This window comes from Klebsiella sp. 54, from assembly GCF_018223875.1.
Classification (GTDB): Bacteria; Pseudomonadota; Gammaproteobacteria; order Enterobacterales; family Enterobacteriaceae; genus Klebsiella; species Klebsiella quasipneumoniae.
In genome coordinates, this window is the sequence record NZ_JAGRRA010000006.1 from 243,279 (window position 1) to 264,284 (window position 21,006).

The window sequence follows — 21,006 nt, forward strand, 5'->3', positions numbered from 1 at the left end:
AATTCCTTATTGTGCTACTTGGTTACGCCAGGCGGTCAGTACATCGCTGCGGGTGACCAGGCCAAGAAAACGCGCGTTGTCAGCGATCACCGCCACCAGACCGCGATCGAGAATGGCCTGCAGTTCGCTCTCTGGCGCACGCTTATCGAGAGTTTCAACATGGCGGCTCATCGCTTCGCTGACCGGCAGGGAGAAGCGTTGGCGATCGCCCTGTACGTGGCGGATCAAATCCCACTCATCGACGATGCCGACCACGCGGCCATCCTCCAGAACCGGCAGCTGGGAGATGTCATACAGCCGCATGCGGGTAAAGACCGCGGCCAGGGTGTCGTCCGGCGCGGCCGTGACGGTAGCGCCTTCGTCATGGCGCAGGGCGATAAAATCACTGAGATCGCCCTGTTCGGGGCGGGCGATCAGCCCTTGCTGGCGCATCCAGTCGTCGTTGAACATTTTTGACAGGTATTTATTGCCGCTGTCGCAGGCGAAGGTCACCACCCGCTTCGGACGGCTTTGCGCCCGGCAGTAGCGCAGCGCGGCGCTGAGCAGGGTGCCGGTGGAGGATCCGGCCAGCACACCCTCGACCTGCAGCAGCTGGCGCGCGGTGTGGAACGCTTCGCGGTCGCTGACGCGATAGGCGGTATGCACCCCCTCCAGCCTGGCCAGCGGCGGGATGAAATCTTCTCCAATCCCTTCGACCAGCCAGGATCCCGTTTCGCCGTAGCGTCCGGTATCAACCTGATCGGCAAGGATCGAGCCCGCCGGATCGGCGAGGATAAATTCCGTTTTCGGCGAGTGTTCTGCAAACCAGGCCTGAAGCCCGCCCAGCGTGCCGCCAGAGCCAACGCCGACGACGATGGCGTCGATGTCGCCCTCCAGCTGCTGGAAAAGTTCTGGCGCGGTGGAGGTCGCGTGCGCCAGCGGATTAGCGTCGTTGTTAAACTGGTCGATATAAAAAGCCCCCGGCGTTTCATCGGCAAGGCGGCGGGCATAATCCTGGTAATAGGCCGGGTGACCTTTATTGACGTCGGAACGGGTGAGCAGCACCGTCGCGCCCAGCGCCCGCAGGTGAAAGATTTTCTCGCGGCTCATTTTGTCCGGCACCACCAGGATCAGGCGGTAATTTTTCTGCGCCGCGATCAGCGCCAGGCCGAGGCCGGTATTGCCGGCAGTGGCTTCGATAATTGTCCCGCCGGGCGCCAGTTTGCCCTGACGCTCGGCTTCGTTAATCATCGACAGCGCAACCCGATCTTTAATTGATCCGCCCGGGTTCTGATTTTCCAGTTTTAAAAACAGACTGCAGGGCCCGGTATCCAGTTTGTGCAACTGGAGCAGGGGAGTATGACCGATCAGGTCGCTCACGGAATGAAACAGTGACATAACCATTTACCCACTCGTTTAAGATATTTTTGCATGGTAGGTCTGTGAAATCGGTAATTTAAAGAACATTTATCTGTCATTTAGCGCAAAATGGAATATAAGATGCTGTTCAGCCATCCGGAGGGAAAGCAGGGTAGCCGCCTGGGCGGATCGATTGCCAGAAAAGGGCGTTTTTAGCCGCTTTTAACGACAGAATGGCGATTTGAATCAGCGGGTTATCTGATATTTGAAAATGTATTTGCGAAAAGATTCTATGGGGAGAGGCGGTCTGCGCTGGCCGTTAAGTGGCAGCTGGCTCACCAGGAGAAAAGTGCAGCAGAGAATCACGGGTTAGCGATGTTCGATGAAGAGTCTGGCTACAGAAAAGCAAAAAACTGCCTTGTGGGCGGGTTCTTTAAATAATAGTGGTGCCCGGACTCGGACTAACGCCGCAGGCGTTGAACAGCGCGCGTGTCGCGCTGGCCCCGAAGGGGTGAGCCGCTGTGCGGCGAATAATCGAACGCAGTTCGATGGAGAGTCCGGCTACAGAAAAGCAAAAACCCAGCCATAGGCTGGGTTCTTTAAATAGTGGTGCCCGGACTCGGAATCGAACCAAGGACACGGGGATTTTCAATCCCCTGCTCTACCGACTGAGCTATCCGGGCAACGGGGCGCATTAAACCGTAATCGCCGCGCCTCGTCAACGAAATTTATCTGTTTTGCAGCAGACTGAACAATCTATCACCACATTGCGCTAAAAGCACGCGTCTTCAGGCAAAAAACAGCGTCCAGGCCGCTGAGATCGGCATCGCCAGCACCAGCGCAGGCAGCATATTCACCACGGCAAACATTTTTATTCCGCAGATGCGCAGCCCGGTGGCCACCAGCAGCATACCGCCGACGGCGCTGAAATCCGCCAGCATCATCGGCGTGGTGAGCGGCATAATGATCGCCGCGCAGGCCGCGAGGGTCAGCTGGATAAGTAGCATCGGTACGCTGATGGCGGCGACGGCAATGCCCAGGGTACAAGCGAAAATGGTGGCGGTGAAAAAATCGAGAAACGCTTTGGCAATCAGAATGCTGGCGTCGCCGGTCATCCCTTCGCGCATGGCGCCGAAGACGCCGGTGCCGCTGGCGCAGAACAGGACGATAATCGCCACATAGCTCTGAATATAGGAGTCATGAGCCGAGGCTTTTTTCTTACCCTTCGGCGTCAGCAACTGCTGGAGCTGACTGACCAGCGTATTAATCCCTTTTTCCATATTACAAATTTCGCCGAGCAGCGTTCCCACCAGGGTCGACAGCACCATCACCGGCAGATTGGCGCATTTGATCACCAGTAAAATGCCGATGCCTAATGACGCCAGACCAAAAATTGAGGTCATGGATGTGCGGATCCGTTCCGGCAACCGCTGGCTGAGTAAGGCGCCTAACACGCCGCCGACCAGCACCGCGCTGGCATTAATAAAAGGTCCTGTAACCACGCTGACTCCTGTTAAATATCCCTGATAACCGAATGATTATGACGTTAACCCGCCGTGAAAGCTTGTGTATCCGTGATATAAGTGCATACGGTTTTCATCTTGCGCCTGTCGGGGAAAGGTGCCATGATTGCGCGAATTTTCTCCTCCCTGATATGAGGCCGCCGATGACGACACTGCCATTACCTCGCCAGCGACGCCGCGCACAGATGCGTGGGCTGCCTCATCTTGCTACGCTTACCCCTCTGTTCACCATGCGGTGAAGGACACGTATGCTCACTGTAGGGCAACAGTAAGATCGGACGCGTCTGCTTTTACTGATGTCCGGCGGTCGGAGCTGAATCCGTCAGACCCGGACACATCGTTGGGCAAGGTTTCCCTTGCCTGAGATTTTTACACTCCCGATACGGGCATTTGCGCTTATGAAATCCATGCACATTGCCGCCAGCTGCGAGCTGGTCACCCGCTTGTCCACCCACCGTCGCGTTGTGGCGCTGGACAGTACCGATTTTACCGATGTGGCGGCAGTCGTCATCACCGCGGCGGACAGTCGCAGCGGTATCCTCGCCCTCCTCAGGCGTAGCGGATTTAACCTGCCGGTCTACCTGCTGAGCGAGACGGCGGTCGATAAGCCGGAGGGGGTACAGGCGGTGATCGCCGGTAAAGATCAGGAGTGGCTGGAGCTGGAAGCGGCGGCCTGCGATTATGAAGCGCGTCTGCTGCCGCCGTTTTTCAATACGCTGACCCAGTACGTCGAAATGGATAACAGCACCTTTGCCTGTCCGGGACACCAGCACGGGGCCTTTTTCAAAAAGCATCCCGCAGGCCGCCAGTTCTATGACTTTTTTGGCGAAAACGTCTTTCGCGCCGATATGTGTAACGCCGACGTAAAATTAGGCGATCTGCTGATCCACGAAGGGTCGGCCAAGCACGCGCAGAAGTTCGCCGCGAAGGTCTTTAATGCGGATAAAACCTACTTCGTCCTTAACGGCACCTCGGCGGCCAACAAAGTCGTGACCAACGCGCTGTTGACCCGCGGCGATCTGGTGCTGTTCGATCGCAACAACCACAAGTCAAACCATCACGGGGCGCTGATTCAGGCTGGAGCGACGCCTGTCTATCTTGAAGCCGCGCGCAATCCGTTCGGCTTTATCGGCGGTATTGACGAGCGCTGCTTTGATGAGCGCTACCTGCGGGATCTCATCCGTGAAGCGGCGCCAGAGAAAGCCACGGCCTCTCGCCCGTTTCGTCTGGCGGTGATCCAGCTCGGAACCTATGACGGCACGGTCTATAACGCCCGCCAGGTGGTCGATAAAATCGGCCACCTCTGCGATTACATCCTGTTCGACTCGGCGTGGGTGGGCTATGAGCAGTTTATCCCGATGATGGCCGACTGTTCGCCGCTGCTGCTGGAGCTGACCCCGGACGATCCGGGCATTTTTGTCACCCAGTCCGTTCACAAGCAGCAGGCCGGTTTCTCGCAGACGTCGCAGATCCATAAAAAGGATAACCATCTGCGCGGCCAGGCGCGCTTCTGTCCGCACAAGCGGCTGAATAACGCCTTTATGCTGCATGCCTCTACCAGCCCGTTTTATCCGCTGTTCGCCGCACTGGACGTCAACGCCAAAATCCACGAAGGCGAGAGCGGCCGCCGCCTGTGGGCCGAATGCGTGGCGCTGGGCATCGAGGCGCGCAAAGCGATCATCGCCAATTGCAAGATGATCCAGCCTTTTATTCCGCCGATAGTGGCGGGGCGCCCGTGGCAGGATCACCCGACTGAGGCGATCGCCCGGGAGCGCCGTTTCTTCAGCTTCGAACCGGGCGCGCGCTGGCATGGCTTCGAGGGCTATGCCGACGACCAGTATTTTGTCGACCCGTGCAAGCTGTTGTTGACCACCCCGGGCATCGACGCGGAGAGCGGAGAGTACAGTGAGTTCGGCATCCCGGCGACCATTCTGGCGCATTACCTGCGGGAAAACGGCATCGTGCCTGAGAAGTGCGATCTCAACTCGATTCTGTTCCTGCTGACGCCGGCGGAAAGCGCCGAAAAAATGGCGCAGCTGGTGGCGATGCTGGGGCAGTTTGAACAGCATATTGAAGCGGATACGCCGCTGGCCGATGTGTTGCCGACCATCTATAACAAATATCCGGTGCGTTATCGCGACTATACCCTGCGCGAACTGTGCCAGGAGATGCACGATCTGTACGTCAGCTTTGACGTGAAGAGCCTGCAAAAAGAGATGTTCCGTAAACGGAGCTTCCCGCGGGTGGTGATGAATCCCCAGGATGCCAACCGCGAATTTATCCGCGGCGACGTGGAGCTGGTGCGTCTGAGCGAGGCGGAGGGCCGCGTCGCGGCGGAAGGGGCGCTGCCGTATCCGCCGGGGGTATTATGCGTGGTGCCCGGTGAGGTCTGGGGTGGCGCTGTACTGCGCTATTTCCTTGCGCTGGAAGAGGGGGTTAATATGCTGCCGGGCTTCTCGCCGGAGCTGCAGGGGGTATATAGTGAGACGGATTCGGACGGCATTAAGCGGCTGTATGGCTACGTGCTGAAGGGATAAAAAACGCCCCGCTGAACCGGCGGGGCGTTTTGCTTTTGACGATCACGCGCTCTGCTGCGCGGCGGTCGGTTGTCTGACGTGTTTGTATTTGAACAGCGCCACGAAGGCAAAAGCCAGCACCAGCGAATAGCCGGCGAAAATCAGCCACACGCTCTGCCAGTTAGTGATCCCTTCGACGGTAAAGTGCTCCACCACTTTGCCGCTCACCATGCCACCGAGAATACAGCCGAAGCCGTTGGTCATCATCAGGAACATGCCCTGGGCGCTAGCGCGGATTTCCGGACGCACCTCTTTCTCCACGAACACTGAACCAGAGATGTTGAAGAAGTCGAAAGCGCAGCCGTAGACGATCATCGACAGCACCAGCAGCACGGTGCCGAACGGTGTCGGATCGCCGAAGGCGAACAGGCCGAAGCGCAGCATCCACGCCACGATACTGATAAGCATCACGTTCTTAATGCCGTAGCGGCTGAGGAAGAACGGAATGGTCAGGATAAACAGCGTCTCGGAGATCTGCGAGATCGACATCAGCACCGAGGCGTGTTCGACGATAAAGCTGCCGGCAAACAGCGGATCTTTATCGAAGCTGTGCAGGAAGGTATTACCGAACATGTTGGTGATTTGCAGCTCGGCGCCTAGCATCATCGAGAAGATAAAGAAGATTGCCATGCGCTTGTTTTTAAACAGCGCAAAAGCGTTAAGCCCCAGCATCTCCGTCCAGCTTTGATTACGCTGGGCGTTAGCCACCGGGATCGTCGGCAGCGTCAGGGTGAACAGCGTCAGCAGGACCGACAGCGTCGCGCCAATGTACAGCTGCATATGGCTCAGTTCGAAGCCGGAGAAGCTGACGCCCCACATGGCGAAGATAAAGCCGATGGTGCCCCAGATCCGGATCGGCGGGAAATCGGTGACGATATCCAGCCCCGCCGACTGCAGGCGGTAGTAAGAGATGGTGTTAATCAGCCCCAGCGTCGGCATATAGGCCAGCGAGTTGAGGAGGATCACAAGGAACATCTCGCCCGGCGTGGTGACCTGCGCCGCCAGATACAGCGTCAGCGCGCCCACCAGGTGGCAAGCGGCATACACCCATTTGGCGCTGATCCACTTATCGGCGACGATGCCGAGCAGCGTCGGCATCAACACCGCGGCGATACCGAGCGAGCTATACACTGCGCCGATAGCCGCGCCATCAAACTTCAGCGTGACAAACATGTATGAGCCAAGCGTGGTGAGCCAGCTCCCCCAAAGGCAGAACTGCAGGAACGACAGTATTTTGAGCTGCAGCTTAAGATTCATGTAGTTATCCTCACGAATGTGGGCTTGTTATGTTTTTAAAATAACATTAATCCCGTTATTTTGATGCGATTCTATCATTCACCAGCTGAAGGCTTCTGTTAACTGCCGCAGAAAACCGAAAGATATTCCACAGTATGGCGCAGAAAAAAAGCGGCCTCAGCGCGTGGCAGAGGCCGGTGTCAGGAGGGGGTTATTTACGGCGGTAGCTTTTCTGCGCCGTGTTAACTTTATACAGATAGCGGCGCGATTCCGCCGACGGATGACGGGTGGTCAGCGTCTGGTAGACGTCACCTGGCGCCATGCTGTTGATGATATTGGCCGCCTGGACTTTATCGCTGGAGAAGACCCGCAGCACGCTGCCGGCGCCGCCGTTATAGGCGGTGATCACCGCGTAGCGACGCGAGGTGGGGTTATCGATGCCAGCAAGGTAGACATTGTTCAGCATCGCCAGGTAGGCAGTACCGGTGTCAATGTTATTCGCCGGGTCGAACAGATAGCTACGGCTTGGCAGGCCCGATTTACCCTGGGAACGGAAGACGTCTCTTCCGGCGCTGTGCTGGACTACCTGCATCAGCCCCATGGCGTCGGCATGGCTGACCGCATAAGGGTTAAAGGAGGATTCGGTCTGCATAATCGCGAGGATCAGCGACTCATCAACCCCGTACTTACGCGAGGCCTGACGCACCATGCCGAGGTATTTATGCGCACGTTTGTCGAGGTGGTTCGGCACCAGGTTGATGGTGATGCTGTAGACCACGCGCAGGCCGTTGTTGCGGCTCTTCAGGCGGGTTTGCAGCAGATAGTCGGCAAAGCGCGCGGCGCGCCACTCCCAACGAATCGATGCCCCGGTGTTATCCACCACCTGGCCATAGAGGAACGGCTCTTTGGAGATCTGAATGTCATCGACATCGGAATAGAGGTCGATGGAGTTGGGGTCATCGCCCATCAGCAGGGTTTTGACGATCGCCTGGCGCAGTCGTCCGCGCGGATCGGTGCCGGCGATGGTCTCGACGGTGATCGTCCCTTCATCGAAGTTGATGTGGCTGCGGGTTTGATACTGGTCGGTGTATTTGACGTAGTCCTTCGGCCCGGCGAGCAGGACTTCGTTGTACCCCCAAATGTTCTCGATGTTGTGGGCAAACTGGCCCATCAGGATATCAAAACCGTTGGTATCCTTGACCCAGGCCTCGTTGTATTCGGCGCCTTTTTTATTGGAGCTGGAACACGAAACGAGCAACGGCGCAATCAGCGCGAGCGCTAAGTATTTTTTCATCATTCCGGGCGTGCGTGTTGTGTTTGTTTTTAAAAGGCCGCAGGGCCCTTACTGTTTTTCCGGCGGCGTATAGCCTTCGATGTGCACGTCTTTCCCTTCAAACAGGAACTGCACCATTTCCTGCTCCAGCAGCTTGCGGTGCTCCGGGTTCATCATGCTGAGCTTTTTCTCGTTGATCAGCATGGTCTGCTTGTGCTGCCACTGCGCCCAGGCTTCTTTGGAGATTTCGTTGTAAATGCGCTTCCCGAGTTCGCCCGGATACAGCTGAAAATCCTGGCCGTCCGCTTCACGCTGCAGGAAGGTACAAAAAATGGTTCTGCTCATAATCAATCCTCTTTGATAGCCGAAAATTTATACCGGCGTTCCGGCTTTTAACTGTTGCAACAAGCGCTCCACGGGGGCCGCCAGACCAACCGACGGCGGCTGCGCTAAGTTATACCAGAGTGCGTTGCCTTCATCCATGTATGCGCCAGATGAGTGCACTGTAAGCCACATCGGCACAATATCCAGGTGGAAATGGCTGAAAGTGTGGCGAAAAGCGGTGAGCTGCGTCAGATTATCGGCCTTAATCTGGCGCTGTGCCAGCCACTCGCGCAGGCCCGCTTCGTCGGCAAACTGCGGAAAACAGAACAATCCGCCCCACAGACCCACCGGCGGACGTTGGGCGAGAAACACCTCGTCACCGTGCTGCATCAGCAGAAAATAGCCGGTGCGTTCCGGAATGGTCTGCTTCGGTTTTTTGCCCGGATATTCTGCCCATGAATGATTGGCGTAGGCCACGCAGCCGTTGCTCAGCGGGCACAGTTCGCACTTCGGCTTCGAGCGGGTGCAAACCATCGCCCCGAGATCCATCATCGCCTGGTTAAAACGCTCCACGCCCTTCGCCGGCGTGACCGCTTCGCTGATCTCCCACAGCCGTTTTTCCACCTCTTTTTTCCCCGGCCAGCCGCTGACAGCATAGCAGCGGGCGAGCACGCGCTTCACGTTGCCGTCGAGAATCGGATAATGCTGACCGAGCGAAAGCGATAAAATGGCCCCCGCCGTTGAGCGCCCGACGCCGGGAAGCGCCGCCACTTCGTCAAAGGTCTGCGGGAATTCGCCGCCGTGCTGCGTCGCCACCTGCTGCGCCGCTTTGTGTAAGTTGCGCGCCCGCGCGTAATAACCCAGTCCGGTCCACAGATGCAGCACTTCATCCAGCGGCGCGTTGGCGAGATCGACCACCGTAGGGAAACGCGCCATAAAGCGTTCAAAATAGGGGATAACCGTGGTCACCTGGGTTTGTTGCAACATCACTTCGGAGAGCCATACTTTGTAGGGCGTCTTGGCGATTTGCCAGGGCAGGGTTTTACGCCCGTATTTGTCGTACCAGTCCAGGACCTGGGCTGAAAATTGCGTGGCGAGAAAAGTCAAAGCTACGGCTCCGGGATCGCGATTACAGGGGGGCAGATTGCAGCATAAGGGCGAGTGGCTGTAAACCCTTGCATCCGCCGGGTAACTTTGGATAATGCCCGTTTTCCGAACACATTCACAAGCAGACCAAACTTTTATGAAAAACGACGTCATTTCTCCGGAATTCGATGAAAACGGTCGCCCGCTGCGCCGTATTCGTAGCTTCGTCCGTCGCCAGGGCCGCCTGACGAAAGGGCAGCAGCATGCGCTGGATAACATTTGGCCGGTGATGGGCGTTGAATTCAACGATGCGCCGCTCGATTTCGCCGCCCTGTTTGGCCGCGAAGCGCCGGTCACCCTCGAAATTGGCTTCGGGATGGGCGCATCGCTGGTGGCGATGGCAAAAGCCAAACCGGAACAGAATTTCCTCGGCATCGAAGTGCACTCCCCGGGCGTCGGCGCCTGTCTGGCCTCGGCCGAAGAAGAAGGTGTGCAAAACCTGCGCGTGATGTGTCACGATGCGGTGGAAGTGCTGCACACTATGATTCCGGATAACTCGCTGAATATGGTGCAGCTGTTTTTCCCTGACCCGTGGCATAAAGCGCGCCATAATAAACGTCGTATCGTACAGCCGCCTTTCGCCGAGCTGGTGAAAAGTAAACTGAAGCTCGGCGGCGTCTTCCATATGGCGACCGACTGGGAAGCCTATGCCGTCCATATGCTGGAAGTGATGTCCTCACTGGAAGGGTATCGTAACCAGTCGGCAAGCAACGATTACGTACCGCGCCCGGAATCGCGCCCGGTAACCAAATTTGAACAGCGTGGCCATCGTCTCGGCCACGGCGTATGGGACTTAATGTTCGAGAGGGTGAAATAATGGCCAAGAATCGTAGCCGTCGTCTGCGTAAAAAAATGCATATCGACGAGTTTCAGGAGTTAGGCTTCTCTGTCGCCTGGCGTTTCCCGGAAGGGACCAGTGAAGAGCAGATCGACCAGACGGTCAACGATCTGATCGAAGAGGTGATTGAGCCGAACAAGCTGGCCTTTGACGGCAGCGGCTATCTCTCCTGGGAGGGGCTGATCTGCATGCAGGAGATCGGTAAATGCACCGAAGAGCATCAGGCCATCGTGCGCAAATGGCTGGAAGCGCGTAAGTTAGAGGATGTGCGCACCAGCGAACTTTTTGACGTCTGGTGGGACTAAGTTTGACAAGGGTCGGCAACTGCCGGCCCGTTTTGTCTTAAGGGAGTTTTATGATGCGTAAAACGCTGCTGGCGGTGGCGCTCTCCGTCACCGCTTTGTCTGCCCATGCGGACTACCAGTGTAGCGTCACGCCGCGTGACGATGTGATCCTCACCCCTCAGCAGGTACAGGTGAAAGGGGAAAACGGCAATCTGGTGATCAAACCGGACGGCAACCTGACCTTTAACGGCAAGGCTTATGCGCTCAGCGCCGCCCAGCGCGAACAGGCGCAGGATTACCAGGCCAGTCTGCGCAGCAGCCTGCCGTGGATTGACGAAGGCGCGCGTTCGCGAGTCGAAAAAGGCCGCAAGGCGCTGGATAAAATCATTACCGAACAGGTCGGCGCCAATAGCAGTATGCACGGTCGTCTGACCAAGCTGGACGCGCAGCTGAAAGAACAGATGAACCGCATCATTGAGCGCCGCAGCGATGGCCTGACGTTCCACTATAAAGCCATCGACCAGGTGCGCGCCGACGGCCAGCAGCTGGTAAATCAGGCGATGGGCGGCATTTTGCAGGACAGCATTAACGAGATGGGGGCGAAAGCGGTGCTCAAAGGCGGCGGCAACCCGCTGCAGGGCATTCTCGGCAGCCTCGGCGGTCTGCAAACCGCTATCCAGGATGAGTGGAAAAACCAGGAGGCCGATTTCCAGCAGTTTGGTAAAGACGTCTGCAGCCGGGTGGTCTCCCTTGAGGACAGCCGCAAAGCGCTGGTTGGCTCGTTAAAATAGCTTGATTTCGCTACCTGCGCCCGCAGGTAGCGACGACGCTCAGGCGATCACATCAGCCCCAGCAGCTGTGGAATAAACAGCGAGATCGGCGGGATATAAACAATCATCATCAGCGCGATCAGCAGGGCGGCGTAGAACGGCAGCAACGGTTTGATGAGTTGCTGAATTTTCACCCCTGAAATGGAGCAGCCGACAAACAGCGCGCTGCCAACCGGCGGGGTCAGCAGGCCGATGCACAGGTTAGCGACCATCATGATGCCGAAATGAACCGGATTCATGCCCAAATCCTCAGCAATGGGCAGAAATATCGGCGTGAAAATCAGCACCGCTGGGGTCATATCCATAAAAATGCCGACGATTAGCAGCACAATGTTAATCAGCAGCAGGATCACCACCGGGTTTTCCGACACTCCCATTAGCGCATCGCTTATCATGTAGGGAATATCGGCATTGGTCATCGCCCACGACATGCCGACCGAAAAGCCGATCAGCAGCAGAACGATAGAGGTCATCACCACCGACTCCAGAATCAGCTGCGGCAGATCGCGCCATTTGACTTCCCGATAGATCAGCACCGAGAGAATAAAGGTGTAGACCACGGCGATGGCGGACGCCTCAGTGGCGGTGAAAATACCGCCGAGGATCCCGCCCATCACAATAATGACCAGCAGCAGGCTGGGTAGGGCGTCGAAAAAAGCCTTTGCCGCCTGGGCACAGGTCGGCCGTTCGGAAACCGGATAGCCGCGGCGTTTAGCGATGCAGCCGCAGACCAGCATGATGGACAGACCCATCAGAATGCCCGGCAGATAACCGGCCATAAACAGCGAGGCGACCGAGACGCCGCCGGCTGTCAGGGAAAAGACGATCAGCACGTTTGACGGCGGAATAAGCAGACCCGTGATGCAGGATGAGACGTTTACCGCTGTGGAAAAGGTCGGATCGTAGCCTTTTTGCCTCTGAATGGGATTCAGCGTCCCGCCTACCGCCGCGGCGGCCGCGACGGCTGAACCGGAAATCGAGCCGAACATCATATTGGCCAGCACGTTAACGTGCCCCAGCGATCCGGGCACTCGCCCAACCATCACCTGCGCCAGATTGATTAAGCGTATTGCAATCCCGCCGCTGTTCATCAGGGTTCCGGCAAAGATAAAAAAGGGGATGGCCAGCAGCGCGAAGTTATCAAGCCCGTTCGCCAGGCGTTGAGACACGGTTATCACCGCGATATCCCAGGGAAACATCAGCAGCATCGAGCCAACGGTAGCGATACCGATGGCGAAGGAGATGGGAACGCCGATAAAAACCAGAATAAAGAAAACGCCAAACAGCGTCAGTGCAATAGCGCTATCCATGAGTTGCTCCTTCTTCTGCATGTTTCATGTTTTTCAGGCCGTTATTGATAAAACACAATGCGTAAAACATCATCATGATGCCGGTGAGCGGCAGGATCAGATACACGTAGCCCATGGGGATCTGCATCGCGGCTGAGACCTGGGCGGTCGACAGCGTTTTTGCAATCAGTTTTACGCCGCCGGTCACAATCACTGCGCCGGCAAACAGCAGGATCAGCAGGTTAATAATGACGCTGAACAGCGCCTGCCTGCGGGGAGAGAGCGTCATGGTGAGTAAATCAATCGCCAGGTGACGCTGGGCGCCGACGGTGTAGGCCGCGCCCAGTAGCCCGACCCAGATCATTAAGAAGCGCGCCAGCTCATCGGTCAGGGTGCTTGGCTGGTTAAGCACGTAGCGGCTGAATACCTGCCAGACGACGCAGACAACCAGCGCAATCATAACAGCGACAGAGAAGGCGGCGATGGTGCGGTCCACTGCCAGCTTGATGCGGTTAAGTATCATCGTTGATTTCCTGGTGAAGACGGGCCAGCGGCTGGCCCGTTAATGGTTATTCCGCGGCAGCTTCAAATTTGGCCAGCAGGGCGGCCTGTACAGGATCTTTTTTAAAGTCATCGAATAGCGGCTGCACGGCGGCGCGGAACGGCGCTTTATCCACTTTGATAATTTCGCCCCCCATGGCTTTGGCCTGCGCGCGGGTATCGGCGTCGATTTTCCGCCACAGCTGTTGCTGATAAACCTCTGACGCTTTCGCCGCTTTGATCAGGATTTGTTGCTGATCCGGCGTCAGCTTGTCCCAGGTTTTACTGGAGATAACGAGGAAATCAGGGATGGAGGCATGCTCATCTTCAGAGAATACTTTCGCGATTTCGATATGGCGCGTCTGCACCCAGGAGGGAACGTTATTCTCCGCGCCGTCCACCACCCCCTGCTGCATGGCGGTATAAACTTCACCAAAGGAGATGGGGGTTGGGGAACCGCCCATTAATTCGACCATTTTTAACGTTGTCGGACTGGCCTGAACGCGGATCTTCAGTCCTTTTAAATCTTCCGGCCTGGTGATGGGCTTTTTTGCATAAAAACTTCGCGTCCCGGCGACATAAGCGGAAAGGGCAAAAAATCCTTTCTCTTTCGTCGAGTTCATTATTTCTTTGCCCACCTCGCCGAAGACCACGTTATTGAAGTGGTTCTGGTCGTTAAACAAGAATGGTAAATTATATATGGCGTAAATATTATCGAAAGATTCCAGATCGCTGGCGGAACCTTTGGTCATATCCAGCGCGCCATTTTGTAATAACTCCATGGTCTCGCGAGCGCTGCCCATCTGACTACTGGGGTAAATGCGAATCTTCATCTTACCGTCAGAAAGCTGGTTTACCTCTTTGGACATCTCCTCAAACGCCTGATGCACCACATGGCTGCGCTCAAGGTTATGCGCCAGTTTTAATGTTATTTTTTCAGCCGCGACGGCACCTGCAGAGAGTAGGGCCAGTAAAGCTATACCTACCAGAGAACGAGAAAAAGGATATTTTTTCATGAGTTGGCTCCATGCACTTGGGGTAATGGGTCAATATCATAAGCATCATGCTTTATTTCTGTATGACATATTATCTTTGTTGTCGTACATCTTTAAGCTGCCTGACTCACACTTTCTGGCAATGAGGTAATGAAATAACCGATCTTATTGAAGGATTGATATTTGGTTTGTATTAATTAATGCAAATTAATTTGAGAGTGGAATATTTAATAACAATGGAACGGATGTAATGAGGTATATATGGCGGAGGAATCGAGTGATTCCCATTCCCGCCATATTGCTGCCGGGAATGGGATAACGATATTTATTCGCTGAGGAATAGTTCGAGAAGAGAATTTAAAAACAGCTTTCCATGCTCGGTAATCTGCCAGTTCTGCTCGTCTTCCTGCAGATAGCCGTGGGCTATCGCCGCGTCCAGCTGCGGACGGATCGCCGCTTCATCAAGACCGGTATAACGGCGGAATTCCGCGCGCGGCGCGGCCTCCAGCAGGCGAAAACGGTTCATAAAGAACTCAAACGGTTTATCCGCCTCTTCCACATCATGCTGGCGTTCGAGGTAGCGGCCTTCCATATAGCCGCGCGGGTGGCGGGTTTTGGCGGTACGCAGGATGCGCCCGTCCGGGAAGGTTATCTTGCCGTGCGCGCCGCAGCCGATGCCGAGATAGTCGCCAAAGCGCCAGTAGTTGAGATTGTGCTGACACTGATAGCCCGGTTTGGCGTAAGCGGAAGTCTCGTACTGCTGGTAGCCGGCGGCGCTCAGCAGCTGATGTCCCTGCTCAAAAATATCCCATAGCGCGTCGTCATCCGGCAGCACCGGCGGCCGGGAACCGAACAAGGTGTTCGGCTCAATGGTCAGCTGGTACCACGAGAGATGCGGCGGGTTGAGAGCAATGGCCTGACGCAGGTCGTCCAGCGCCTCCTCCAGCGACTGGTCCGGCAAACCGTGCATCAGGTCGAGATTGAAACTGCGCAAGCCCAGGCCGCTGGCGAGGCGTGCCGCGCGTTTGGCCTCTTCCGGGCCGTGGATCCGCCCCAGCCGCTGCAGCTTTGGTTCGCTAAAGCTTTGTACGCCGATAGAGATGCGATTCACCCCGGCGCGCTGGTAATCAACGAAGCGATCGGCCTCCACGGTGCCCGGGTTGGCTTCCATGGTGATTTCCGCCCCGGCGGCCAGCGGCAGGCAGGCGCGGACGCCATCGAGCAGGGTTTGCATGGCCGGGCCTGACAGCAGGCTCGGCGTACCGCCGCCGATAAAAATGGTGCCTATTTCCCGTCCCTGGGCATACTGCACATCGGCCCGCAGATCGTTCAGCAGATGCTGGACGTAGTCATCGTGCGGCACCTCGCCTTTCAGTGCATGCGAATTAAAGTCGCAGTACGGGCATTTCTGCACGCACCAGGGAATATGAATATAGAGACTCAGCGGTGGCAAATTAGCCATTACGTAATGCATCCAGTAACAGTTTAAGCGCCTGCCCGCGATGGGAAATGGCGCTCTTTTCTTCACGGCTCAGTTCGGCCGCGGTTTTTCCCTCTGACGGGACGAAGAAAATCGGATCGTAGCCGAAGCCGCCATGACCTGCGGCTTCCCGGGCGATCACCCCAGGCCAGCTGCCGTGGCACACCAGCGGCGTGGGATCTTCGGCATGGCGTAGATAGACCAGTACGCAGTGGAACTGCGCCTGGCGCTGGTCGTCCGGCACGTCCTGCAGGGCGTCGAGCAGTTTCTCAAGATTCTGCTGGTCGCTGGCGTCGACGCCGGCATAGCGGGCGGAGTAGATGCCTGGCGCGCCGCCAAGGGCATCGACGGCCAGACCGGAATCGTCGGCGATAGCCGGCAGGCCGGTGATCTGCGCCGCATGACGCGCTTTCAGAATCGCGTTTTCAATGAAGGTCAGACCGGTCTCTTCCGCAGACTCGACGCCGAGCTCGGTCTGAGCGACGATATCGAGACCAAAATCTTCCAGCAGCGAGGCCAGTTCGCGCACTTTACCGGCGTTGCCGGTAGCGAGGACGACTTTTTGCATGATGAATCCTGTTTATTCAGTTAGCGCCGCGACCGCAGTCGGGATCTGTTGTGGGGCGATGATTTTAACTTGCTTATGGCGGCCCAGCTCGCCTTTTTCAATCAGTACCTGGCTTTTGGCGACGCGGAACTGTTTGGCGAGAAATTTCACCAGATGGGCATTGGCCTGGCCATCAACGGGCGGGGCGGTAATGGCGACTTTGAGCTCGTCGCCATGTACGCCCACGATGCTGTCACGGCTGGCCTTCGGCTGAATATACAGCCTCAGCACCAGCCCGTCAGCGCAGCGTTCAACGGCACTCATAGCGCCATCCACAGCCCCGGCAGCAGTACGTTACCGGTAGCCTGCAGCACCTCGGCGATCCCCATATTGATCACGTACAGCAGCAGCACCAGCACCATCGGCGAGAAATCGATACCGCCCATCGACGGCAGCAGGTTGCGGATTGGACGCAGCAGCGGGTCCGCCAGCTGCATCAGCACATACTCCACCGGGCTGCGTCCCTGGCTGACCCAGCTCATGATCGCCATCAGCAGCAGCACCCAGAAGATCAGCGAGCCGATGGTTTTCAGCAGAATAAGCAGGGCGGAGATCCAGATGATCGGCTGGAAGGTGATCACCATAAACAGGACGATCGCTTTGATGACGCAGAGGATGAATGCCACCAGCAGCGAGGCGCTGTCAATCGGCCCCATTGCCGGGATGATCCGGCGCAGCGGCCCGACAATCGGCTGCGTGGCCTTTACCACAAACTGCGAAAACGGGTTGTAAAAGTCGCAGCGCGCCCACTGCATCCAGACGCGTAACAACACGACCATTGTATAAAGCTCAATGACCGTTGAAAGCAGGAAAGTCAACGTCTTCATGGCGTTCCTCAGATTCCTTATTATTTGCTGTAGTCGCGCGCACCAAAAATGGCCGTGCCGATGCGCACCATCGTGCTTCCCGCCGCGATAGCGGCTTCCATATCGTCCGACATTCCCAGAGACAACGTATCGACCGTGGGGTACCGCGTTTTTAACCGCGCAAATGCTACCGCCATTTGCTGGGCGACGGCAAACTGCCTTACATATTCTGACTCAGGCGCGGGGATCGCCATCAGGCCGCGCAGCTCCAGATGAGGTAACTCAGCGATCTCCGCGGCTAAGGCATCGAGCGCTTCCAGCGGGATGCCGGATTTACTCTGCTCATCGCTGATGTTGATTTGAATCAGCACCTTCAGCGGCGGCAAATGCGCCGGGCGCTGCTCGTTCAGGCGGGTGGCGATTTTCAACCGATCGACGGTGTGGCACCAGTCAAAATGTTCGGCCACCAGCCGGCTTTTGTTGGACTGCAAGGGACCAATAAAGTGCCACTGCAGTCCACTGACGCCTGCCTGCTGGAAATGGTTAATCTTCTCCACGCCCTCCTGGACGTAGTTTTCACCAAATGCCCGCTGGCCTGCCGCGATGGCTTCTTCGATCGCGCTCGCAGGTTTCGTTTTACTCACTGCAAGCAATGTCACTTCTTCTGGCGCACGCCCGCAACGGGCGGCGGCACCGGAGATTTTGTCCCGGACCTGTGCCAGGTTATGCGCAATATCGTTCATATTCCGAGGATGAGTTATGAAGCTGGAAGAAATCGTAGCCCTTAGTGTAAAGCATAATGTCTCCGATCTACACCTGTGCAATTCCGCCGCACCGCGCTGGCGGCGGCAGGGTAAGCTGGAGCCCGCGCCCTTTCCCGCACCGGATATTGCGGATTTACTCAACGACTGGCTCGATGCCGCACAGTTACAGCACTGGCAGGAGCACGGCCAGATAGACTTTGCGCTGACTCTGGCCTGTGGTTCACGGTTACGCGCCAGCGCTTTCGCCCATACGCGCGGAATATCGCTGGTGCTGCGCCTGCTGCCCAGCCAGTGTCCGCGCCTGGAGGCTCTGGGCGCGCCGCCTGCGCTAAGCGAGCTGCTGGCGGAAGAGAGTGGCTTGCTGCTGGTCACCGGGGCGACGGGCAGCGGCAAGTCGACCACCCTGGCGGCGATGGTCGGCCATCTCAACCAGCATCTTGATGGCCATATTCTGACGCTGGAGGATCCGGTGGAGTTTATTCATCACAGCGAGCGGTGCCTGATTCAGCAGCGGGAGATTGGCCGGCACTGTCCTTCGTTCTCCGCGGCGCTTCGGGTGGCGCTGCGCCAGGATCCGGATGTGATCCTGCTCGGCGAGCTACGCGACAGCGAAACCATTCGTCTGGCGTTAACTGCGGCGGAGACCGGGCATCTGGTGATGGCGACATTACACACCCGCGGCGCGGCGCCGGCGGTGGAGAGATTGATCGATGTCTTTCCGGCAGAGGAGAAAGATCAGGTTCGTAGTCAGCTGGCCGGAAGCCTGTGCGCGGTGCTGGCGCAAAAATTATTACCCGCACGTCATGGCGGCAGAGTTGCGCTATACGAGCTTCTGGTTAATACGCCGGCAGTGGCGAATTTGATCCGCGAAGGAAAAGTGCACCAGCTGCCCGGTGTAATGCAGACCGGGATGCAGGCCGGAATGTTGACATTTACCCAGAGTTTTCAGCAACGTGTGGCCGCAGGCGAGCTGTAAGGGGAGTGTGAAGCGAGTTGGGTGGTTGAAATGGTGTGTTAACTAAATGTTTAAAAGCTGTTTCTGGATATTATTTGATAATACAAATAATCTTTGTGAATAAATTCAAATAAGATATTCAGTTGAGATATGTCGGCAGTGAATACGCATTTCCAGGAAAAAAGTTTGATTACCTTTTGACAGCTTTGAGTCATTCGATTTATGCTGTTTACGGGAATAGGATGATTCTCATGGAATAACGTTTCAATTTGTAAATTGCCAATGCTATTTATAAATTCACGGCTGATTGTATATTTTTTTATTCATTTAACCACCATGACGGTGGATAGCTGCTAAGGAGAGTTTTAAGTGATTAATTTAAATGGAAATTCATCATCTTCTCGTCAGGTAACCTTTATTACCCACCCGTCTATTCAAAGCAAAGCCTTTGCCAGCTATCTGAGTGAAACCCTGATGGCACCGGTGGTTTTACAAAATATTAATAAACCGCTGGCGCAGCGTCTGGCAAAAGATTCTGTAATATTATTTGATATTGCAGTGTCAAATAAGAAATTAAACGGGGTATGGCGGGATATTATTCGCTTGCAGGCAGATAACCCTCGTTTGTTGATTATTAATAGCGCACAAAAGTATGAGTTATACGAAATGGCGCAGTGGCCGGCTTTATATGGCGTGTTCCGCCATGACGATGATGAATCGCGCTTAATTGAGGGCGTCAAGGCCGTGCTGAACGGCGAACAGACGGCTGAATTGAGCGTGATGCACCCGGCGATGTACGCTGCGGACCATGCATCGGCGCCGGTTGAGAACTCGCCGCTGACCGAACGAGAATGCGAGATCCTCAACGAACTGCGCTGCGGCGCGACCAACCTCGATATTGCCCGCGCGCTGTTTATCAGTGAGAACACGGTGCGGACGCACCTGTATAACGTGTTCCGTAAGCTGAGCGTTAAGAATCGCACCCAGGCGGTGAGCTGGGCTAACGAACATCTGCGCCACTAGGCGGGGGAGCTGCGCCGTCTGCGGTTCGCCGGCGGCGCAGAAGAGCAGGGCTTAAAAGCTCTGCTCGAAGTAGCTTTCCAGAATGACCACCGCAGAGGCCGAATCGACGCTGCCTTTATTCAGCGCCCGATAGCCGCCATGTTCGAACAGGCCTGCCCGGGCCTCAACCGTACTCAGACGTTCATCGTGGAGAAGGATCGCGACGCCAAAGCGGCCATGAATTTTATTGGCGAAATTACGCGCGCGCGCGGTCAGCGGTTGCTCAGTGCCGTCCATATTCAGCGGCAGGCCGACGATTACCGCCTCAGGCTGCCACTCCTTAAGCAATTTTTCGATGATATTCCAGTCCGGTTTACCGTCCTGCGCCTTCAGCGCCGGCAGTGGCCGGGCGGTTGCGGTGATCCGTTGCCCTACCGCCACACCGATGCTTTTGGTCCCGAAATCAAAGCCGAGAAAGGTACCGCTCATTATGCATGCCCCGCGACGCCTGGCATCGTCACGATGTCGATGCCAATCAGTTTAGCCGCCTCGCGCCAGCGATCGGCGATGGGCGTACGGAAGAGAATATTCTGGTCAGCCGGGGCGGTAAGCCAGGCATTATCTAGAATCTCCTGCTCCAGCTGCCCTTTCTCCCACGAAGAGTAGCCCAGGGCAACCAGCACGTTGCCCGGTTGCCGGTCGGTGCCTAAGGTTTCGAGGACATCCCGCGAGGTGGTGATCACCGTGTTATCCGAGATACGGATGCTTGAGGAAAAGTCAGAGGGCGGGGTATGTAAAATAAAGCCGCGGTCTTCCGCCAGCGGGCCGCCCAGCATCACCGGTTTATCCAGGCGGATCTCCGGATTACGCGGCTCCGGGACAATTTTGAGCTTCTCAAGGATCCCTTCCACCTGCAGATTTTCCAGCGGCTTATTGATAATAATGCCCATGGCACCCTCGTCGTTATACTCGCAGATATAGACCACGGAGCGGCGGAAAATGGGGTCCTGAAGCGCAGGCATGGCAATCAGAAAGTGATGCTGTAAATTCATTGTCAGAGGTTCTGTTCCTGGTTCAAAAAGCAACACCCAGTATGCGGGCAAAGTAGAATGGTGTCGATGCACTTTATCTGGCAGGCGCCCGAGCGGCGCCTGGCTGGAAGGGTTTCGCCAGCGCGGCGATCCGCGCTCGCTGTGCCCT

General features: G+C 56.4%; 22 protein-coding genes and 1 tRNA gene. 6 read left to right on the forward strand and 17 right to left on the reverse strand.

Translation table 11 applies throughout. The annotated features are described in order from the left end of the window. Positions 1–6 precede the first annotated feature (6 nt). From KHQ24_RS16005 to KHQ24_RS16015, 3 genes are all read right to left on the reverse strand, one after another. On the reverse strand, positions 7–1,383 hold the full coding sequence (locus KHQ24_RS16005; RefSeq protein WP_072500772.1) for a pyridoxal-phosphate dependent enzyme: 1,377 nt from the start codon (positions 1,381–1,383) through the stop codon (positions 7–9). A 562-nt stretch (positions 1,384–1,945) separates the two neighbouring features. After that, positions 1,946–2,021, reverse strand: a tRNA-Phe gene (locus KHQ24_RS16010). A gap of 105 nt (positions 2,022–2,126) precedes the next feature. Continuing rightward, positions 2,127–2,840, reverse strand: coding sequence for a DUF554 domain-containing protein (locus KHQ24_RS16015; RefSeq protein WP_004205197.1), 714 nt, complete (start codon positions 2,838–2,840; stop codon positions 2,127–2,129). A gap of 419 nt (positions 2,841–3,259) precedes the next feature. Here KHQ24_RS16015 and KHQ24_RS16020 point away from each other — a divergent pair, with 419 nt between their 5' ends. Further along, positions 3,260–5,398, forward strand: coding sequence for an ornithine decarboxylase (locus tag KHQ24_RS16020; RefSeq protein ID WP_017899763.1), 2,139 nt, complete (start codon positions 3,260–3,262; stop codon positions 5,396–5,398). A 42-nt stretch (positions 5,399–5,440) separates the two neighbouring features. Here KHQ24_RS16020 and KHQ24_RS16025 read toward each other — a convergent pair whose 3' ends face one another. The 4 genes from KHQ24_RS16025 to mutY form a co-directional block, all read right to left on the reverse strand. Then, the gene (locus tag KHQ24_RS16025; RefSeq protein ID WP_023319141.1) at positions 5,441–6,694 is read right to left on the reverse strand and encodes a nucleoside permease; all 1,254 of its coding nucleotides are present in this window, start codon (positions 6,692–6,694) and stop codon (positions 5,441–5,443) included. A gap of 190 nt (positions 6,695–6,884) precedes the next feature. Beyond that, positions 6,885–7,967, reverse strand: a complete 1,083-nt coding sequence (gene mltC / locus KHQ24_RS16030; protein ID WP_002916629.1) for a membrane-bound lytic murein transglycosylase MltC — start codon at positions 7,965–7,967, stop codon at positions 6,885–6,887. Positions 7,968–8,015: 48 nt separating this feature from the next. Then, positions 8,016–8,291 (reverse strand): oxidative damage protection protein, encoded by a 276-nt coding sequence (locus KHQ24_RS16035; protein ID WP_004105744.1) that lies wholly within the window; start codon positions 8,289–8,291, stop codon positions 8,016–8,018. Positions 8,292–8,318: 27 nt separating this feature from the next. After that, a complete protein-coding gene (gene mutY / locus KHQ24_RS16040) occupies positions 8,319–9,377 on the reverse strand; it encodes an A/G-specific adenine glycosylase (protein ID WP_048325734.1) in 1,059 nt (352 codons plus the stop codon). A 136-nt stretch (positions 9,378–9,513) separates the two neighbouring features. Between mutY and trmB the strand changes: the two genes are divergently transcribed. Genes trmB through KHQ24_RS16055 form a run of 3 tightly spaced genes read left to right on the forward strand, consistent with a single transcriptional unit; the run spans position 9,514 to position 11,329 of the window. Beyond that, positions 9,514–10,233 carry a tRNA (guanosine(46)-N7)-methyltransferase TrmB gene (gene trmB, locus KHQ24_RS16045; RefSeq protein WP_004205192.1) on the forward strand — a complete coding sequence of 240 codons (720 nt, stop codon included), beginning with the start codon at positions 9,514–9,516 and terminating at the stop codon, positions 10,231–10,233. Beyond that, positions 10,233–10,559, forward strand: coding sequence for a YggL family protein (locus KHQ24_RS16050; protein ID WP_002916620.1), 327 nt, complete (start codon positions 10,233–10,235; stop codon positions 10,557–10,559). The genes trmB and KHQ24_RS16050 overlap by 1 nt, the downstream gene beginning before the upstream one ends. A gap of 50 nt (positions 10,560–10,609) precedes the next feature. Next, on the forward strand, positions 10,610–11,329 hold the full coding sequence (locus KHQ24_RS16055) for a DUF2884 domain-containing protein (RefSeq protein WP_004205190.1): 720 nt from the start codon (positions 10,610–10,612) through the stop codon (positions 11,327–11,329). Positions 11,330–11,376: 47 nt separating this feature from the next. Here the strand turns inward: KHQ24_RS16055 and KHQ24_RS16060 are convergent, their stop codons facing one another. The 8 genes from KHQ24_RS16060 to KHQ24_RS16095 all read right to left on the reverse strand — a co-directional run bounded on the left by KHQ24_RS16060 (position 11,377) and on the right by KHQ24_RS16095 (position 17,828). Next, positions 11,377–12,678, reverse strand: a complete 1,302-nt coding sequence (locus tag KHQ24_RS16060; RefSeq protein WP_048295591.1) for a TRAP transporter large permease — start codon at positions 12,676–12,678, stop codon at positions 11,377–11,379. Next, positions 12,671–13,180 (reverse strand): TRAP transporter small permease, encoded by a 510-nt coding sequence (locus KHQ24_RS16065; RefSeq protein WP_004205188.1) that lies wholly within the window; start codon positions 13,178–13,180, stop codon positions 12,671–12,673. Before KHQ24_RS16065 ends, KHQ24_RS16060 begins: the two co-directional genes overlap by 8 nt. Before the next feature lie 46 nt (positions 13,181–13,226). Then, complete coding sequence (locus KHQ24_RS16070; protein ID WP_004205187.1) at positions 13,227–14,213, reverse strand: TRAP transporter substrate-binding protein; 987 nt, start codon at positions 14,211–14,213, stop codon at positions 13,227–13,229. A gap of 304 nt (positions 14,214–14,517) precedes the next feature. Beyond that, the gene (gene hemW, locus KHQ24_RS16075; RefSeq protein WP_069603391.1) at positions 14,518–15,654 is read right to left on the reverse strand and encodes a radical SAM family heme chaperone HemW; all 1,137 of its coding nucleotides are present in this window, start codon (positions 15,652–15,654) and stop codon (positions 14,518–14,520) included. Further along, positions 15,647–16,240: an XTP/dITP diphosphatase gene (locus KHQ24_RS16080; protein WP_004205185.1), complete on the reverse strand. Its 594-nt coding sequence runs from the start codon at positions 16,238–16,240 to the stop codon at positions 15,647–15,649. Before KHQ24_RS16080 ends, hemW begins: the two co-directional genes overlap by 8 nt. 12 nt (positions 16,241–16,252) lie before the next feature. Beyond that, a complete protein-coding gene (yggU, locus tag KHQ24_RS16085; protein WP_023319134.1) occupies positions 16,253–16,543 on the reverse strand; it encodes a DUF167 family protein YggU in 291 nt (96 codons plus the stop codon). Continuing rightward, positions 16,540–17,106: a YggT family protein gene (locus tag KHQ24_RS16090; protein WP_002916613.1), complete on the reverse strand. Its 567-nt coding sequence runs from the start codon at positions 17,104–17,106 to the stop codon at positions 16,540–16,542. Before KHQ24_RS16090 ends, yggU begins: the two co-directional genes overlap by 4 nt. A 20-nt stretch (positions 17,107–17,126) precedes the next feature. Further along, positions 17,127–17,828 (reverse strand): YggS family pyridoxal phosphate-dependent enzyme, encoded by a 702-nt coding sequence (locus KHQ24_RS16095; protein WP_004205181.1) that lies wholly within the window; start codon positions 17,826–17,828, stop codon positions 17,127–17,129. Positions 17,829–17,844: 16 nt separating this feature from the next. Between KHQ24_RS16095 and KHQ24_RS16100 the strand changes: the two genes are divergently transcribed. Together KHQ24_RS16100 and KHQ24_RS16105 are read left to right on the forward strand one after the other, a co-directional pair. Then, positions 17,845–18,825 carry a type IV pilus twitching motility protein PilT gene (locus KHQ24_RS16100; protein WP_032456617.1) on the forward strand — a complete coding sequence of 327 codons (981 nt, stop codon included), beginning with the start codon at positions 17,845–17,847 and terminating at the stop codon, positions 18,823–18,825. 348 nt (positions 18,826–19,173) lie between these two features. Further along, the gene (locus KHQ24_RS16105; RefSeq protein WP_004205179.1) at positions 19,174–19,827 is read left to right on the forward strand and encodes a LuxR family transcriptional regulator; all 654 of its coding nucleotides are present in this window, start codon (positions 19,174–19,176) and stop codon (positions 19,825–19,827) included. A 51-nt stretch (positions 19,828–19,878) separates the two neighbouring features. On the opposite strand, the gene ruvX is transcribed toward KHQ24_RS16105, so the two are convergent. Both ruvX and KHQ24_RS16115 read right to left on the reverse strand, forming a co-directional pair. Continuing rightward, on the reverse strand, positions 19,879–20,295 hold the full coding sequence (ruvX, locus tag KHQ24_RS16110) for a Holliday junction resolvase RuvX (RefSeq protein ID WP_004205178.1): 417 nt from the start codon (positions 20,293–20,295) through the stop codon (positions 19,879–19,881). Then, positions 20,295–20,858, reverse strand: a complete 564-nt coding sequence (locus tag KHQ24_RS16115; protein WP_002916603.1) for a YqgE/AlgH family protein — start codon at positions 20,856–20,858, stop codon at positions 20,295–20,297. The genes ruvX and KHQ24_RS16115 overlap by 1 nt, the downstream gene beginning before the upstream one ends. Between the last annotated feature and the right edge of the window lie 148 nt (positions 20,859–21,006).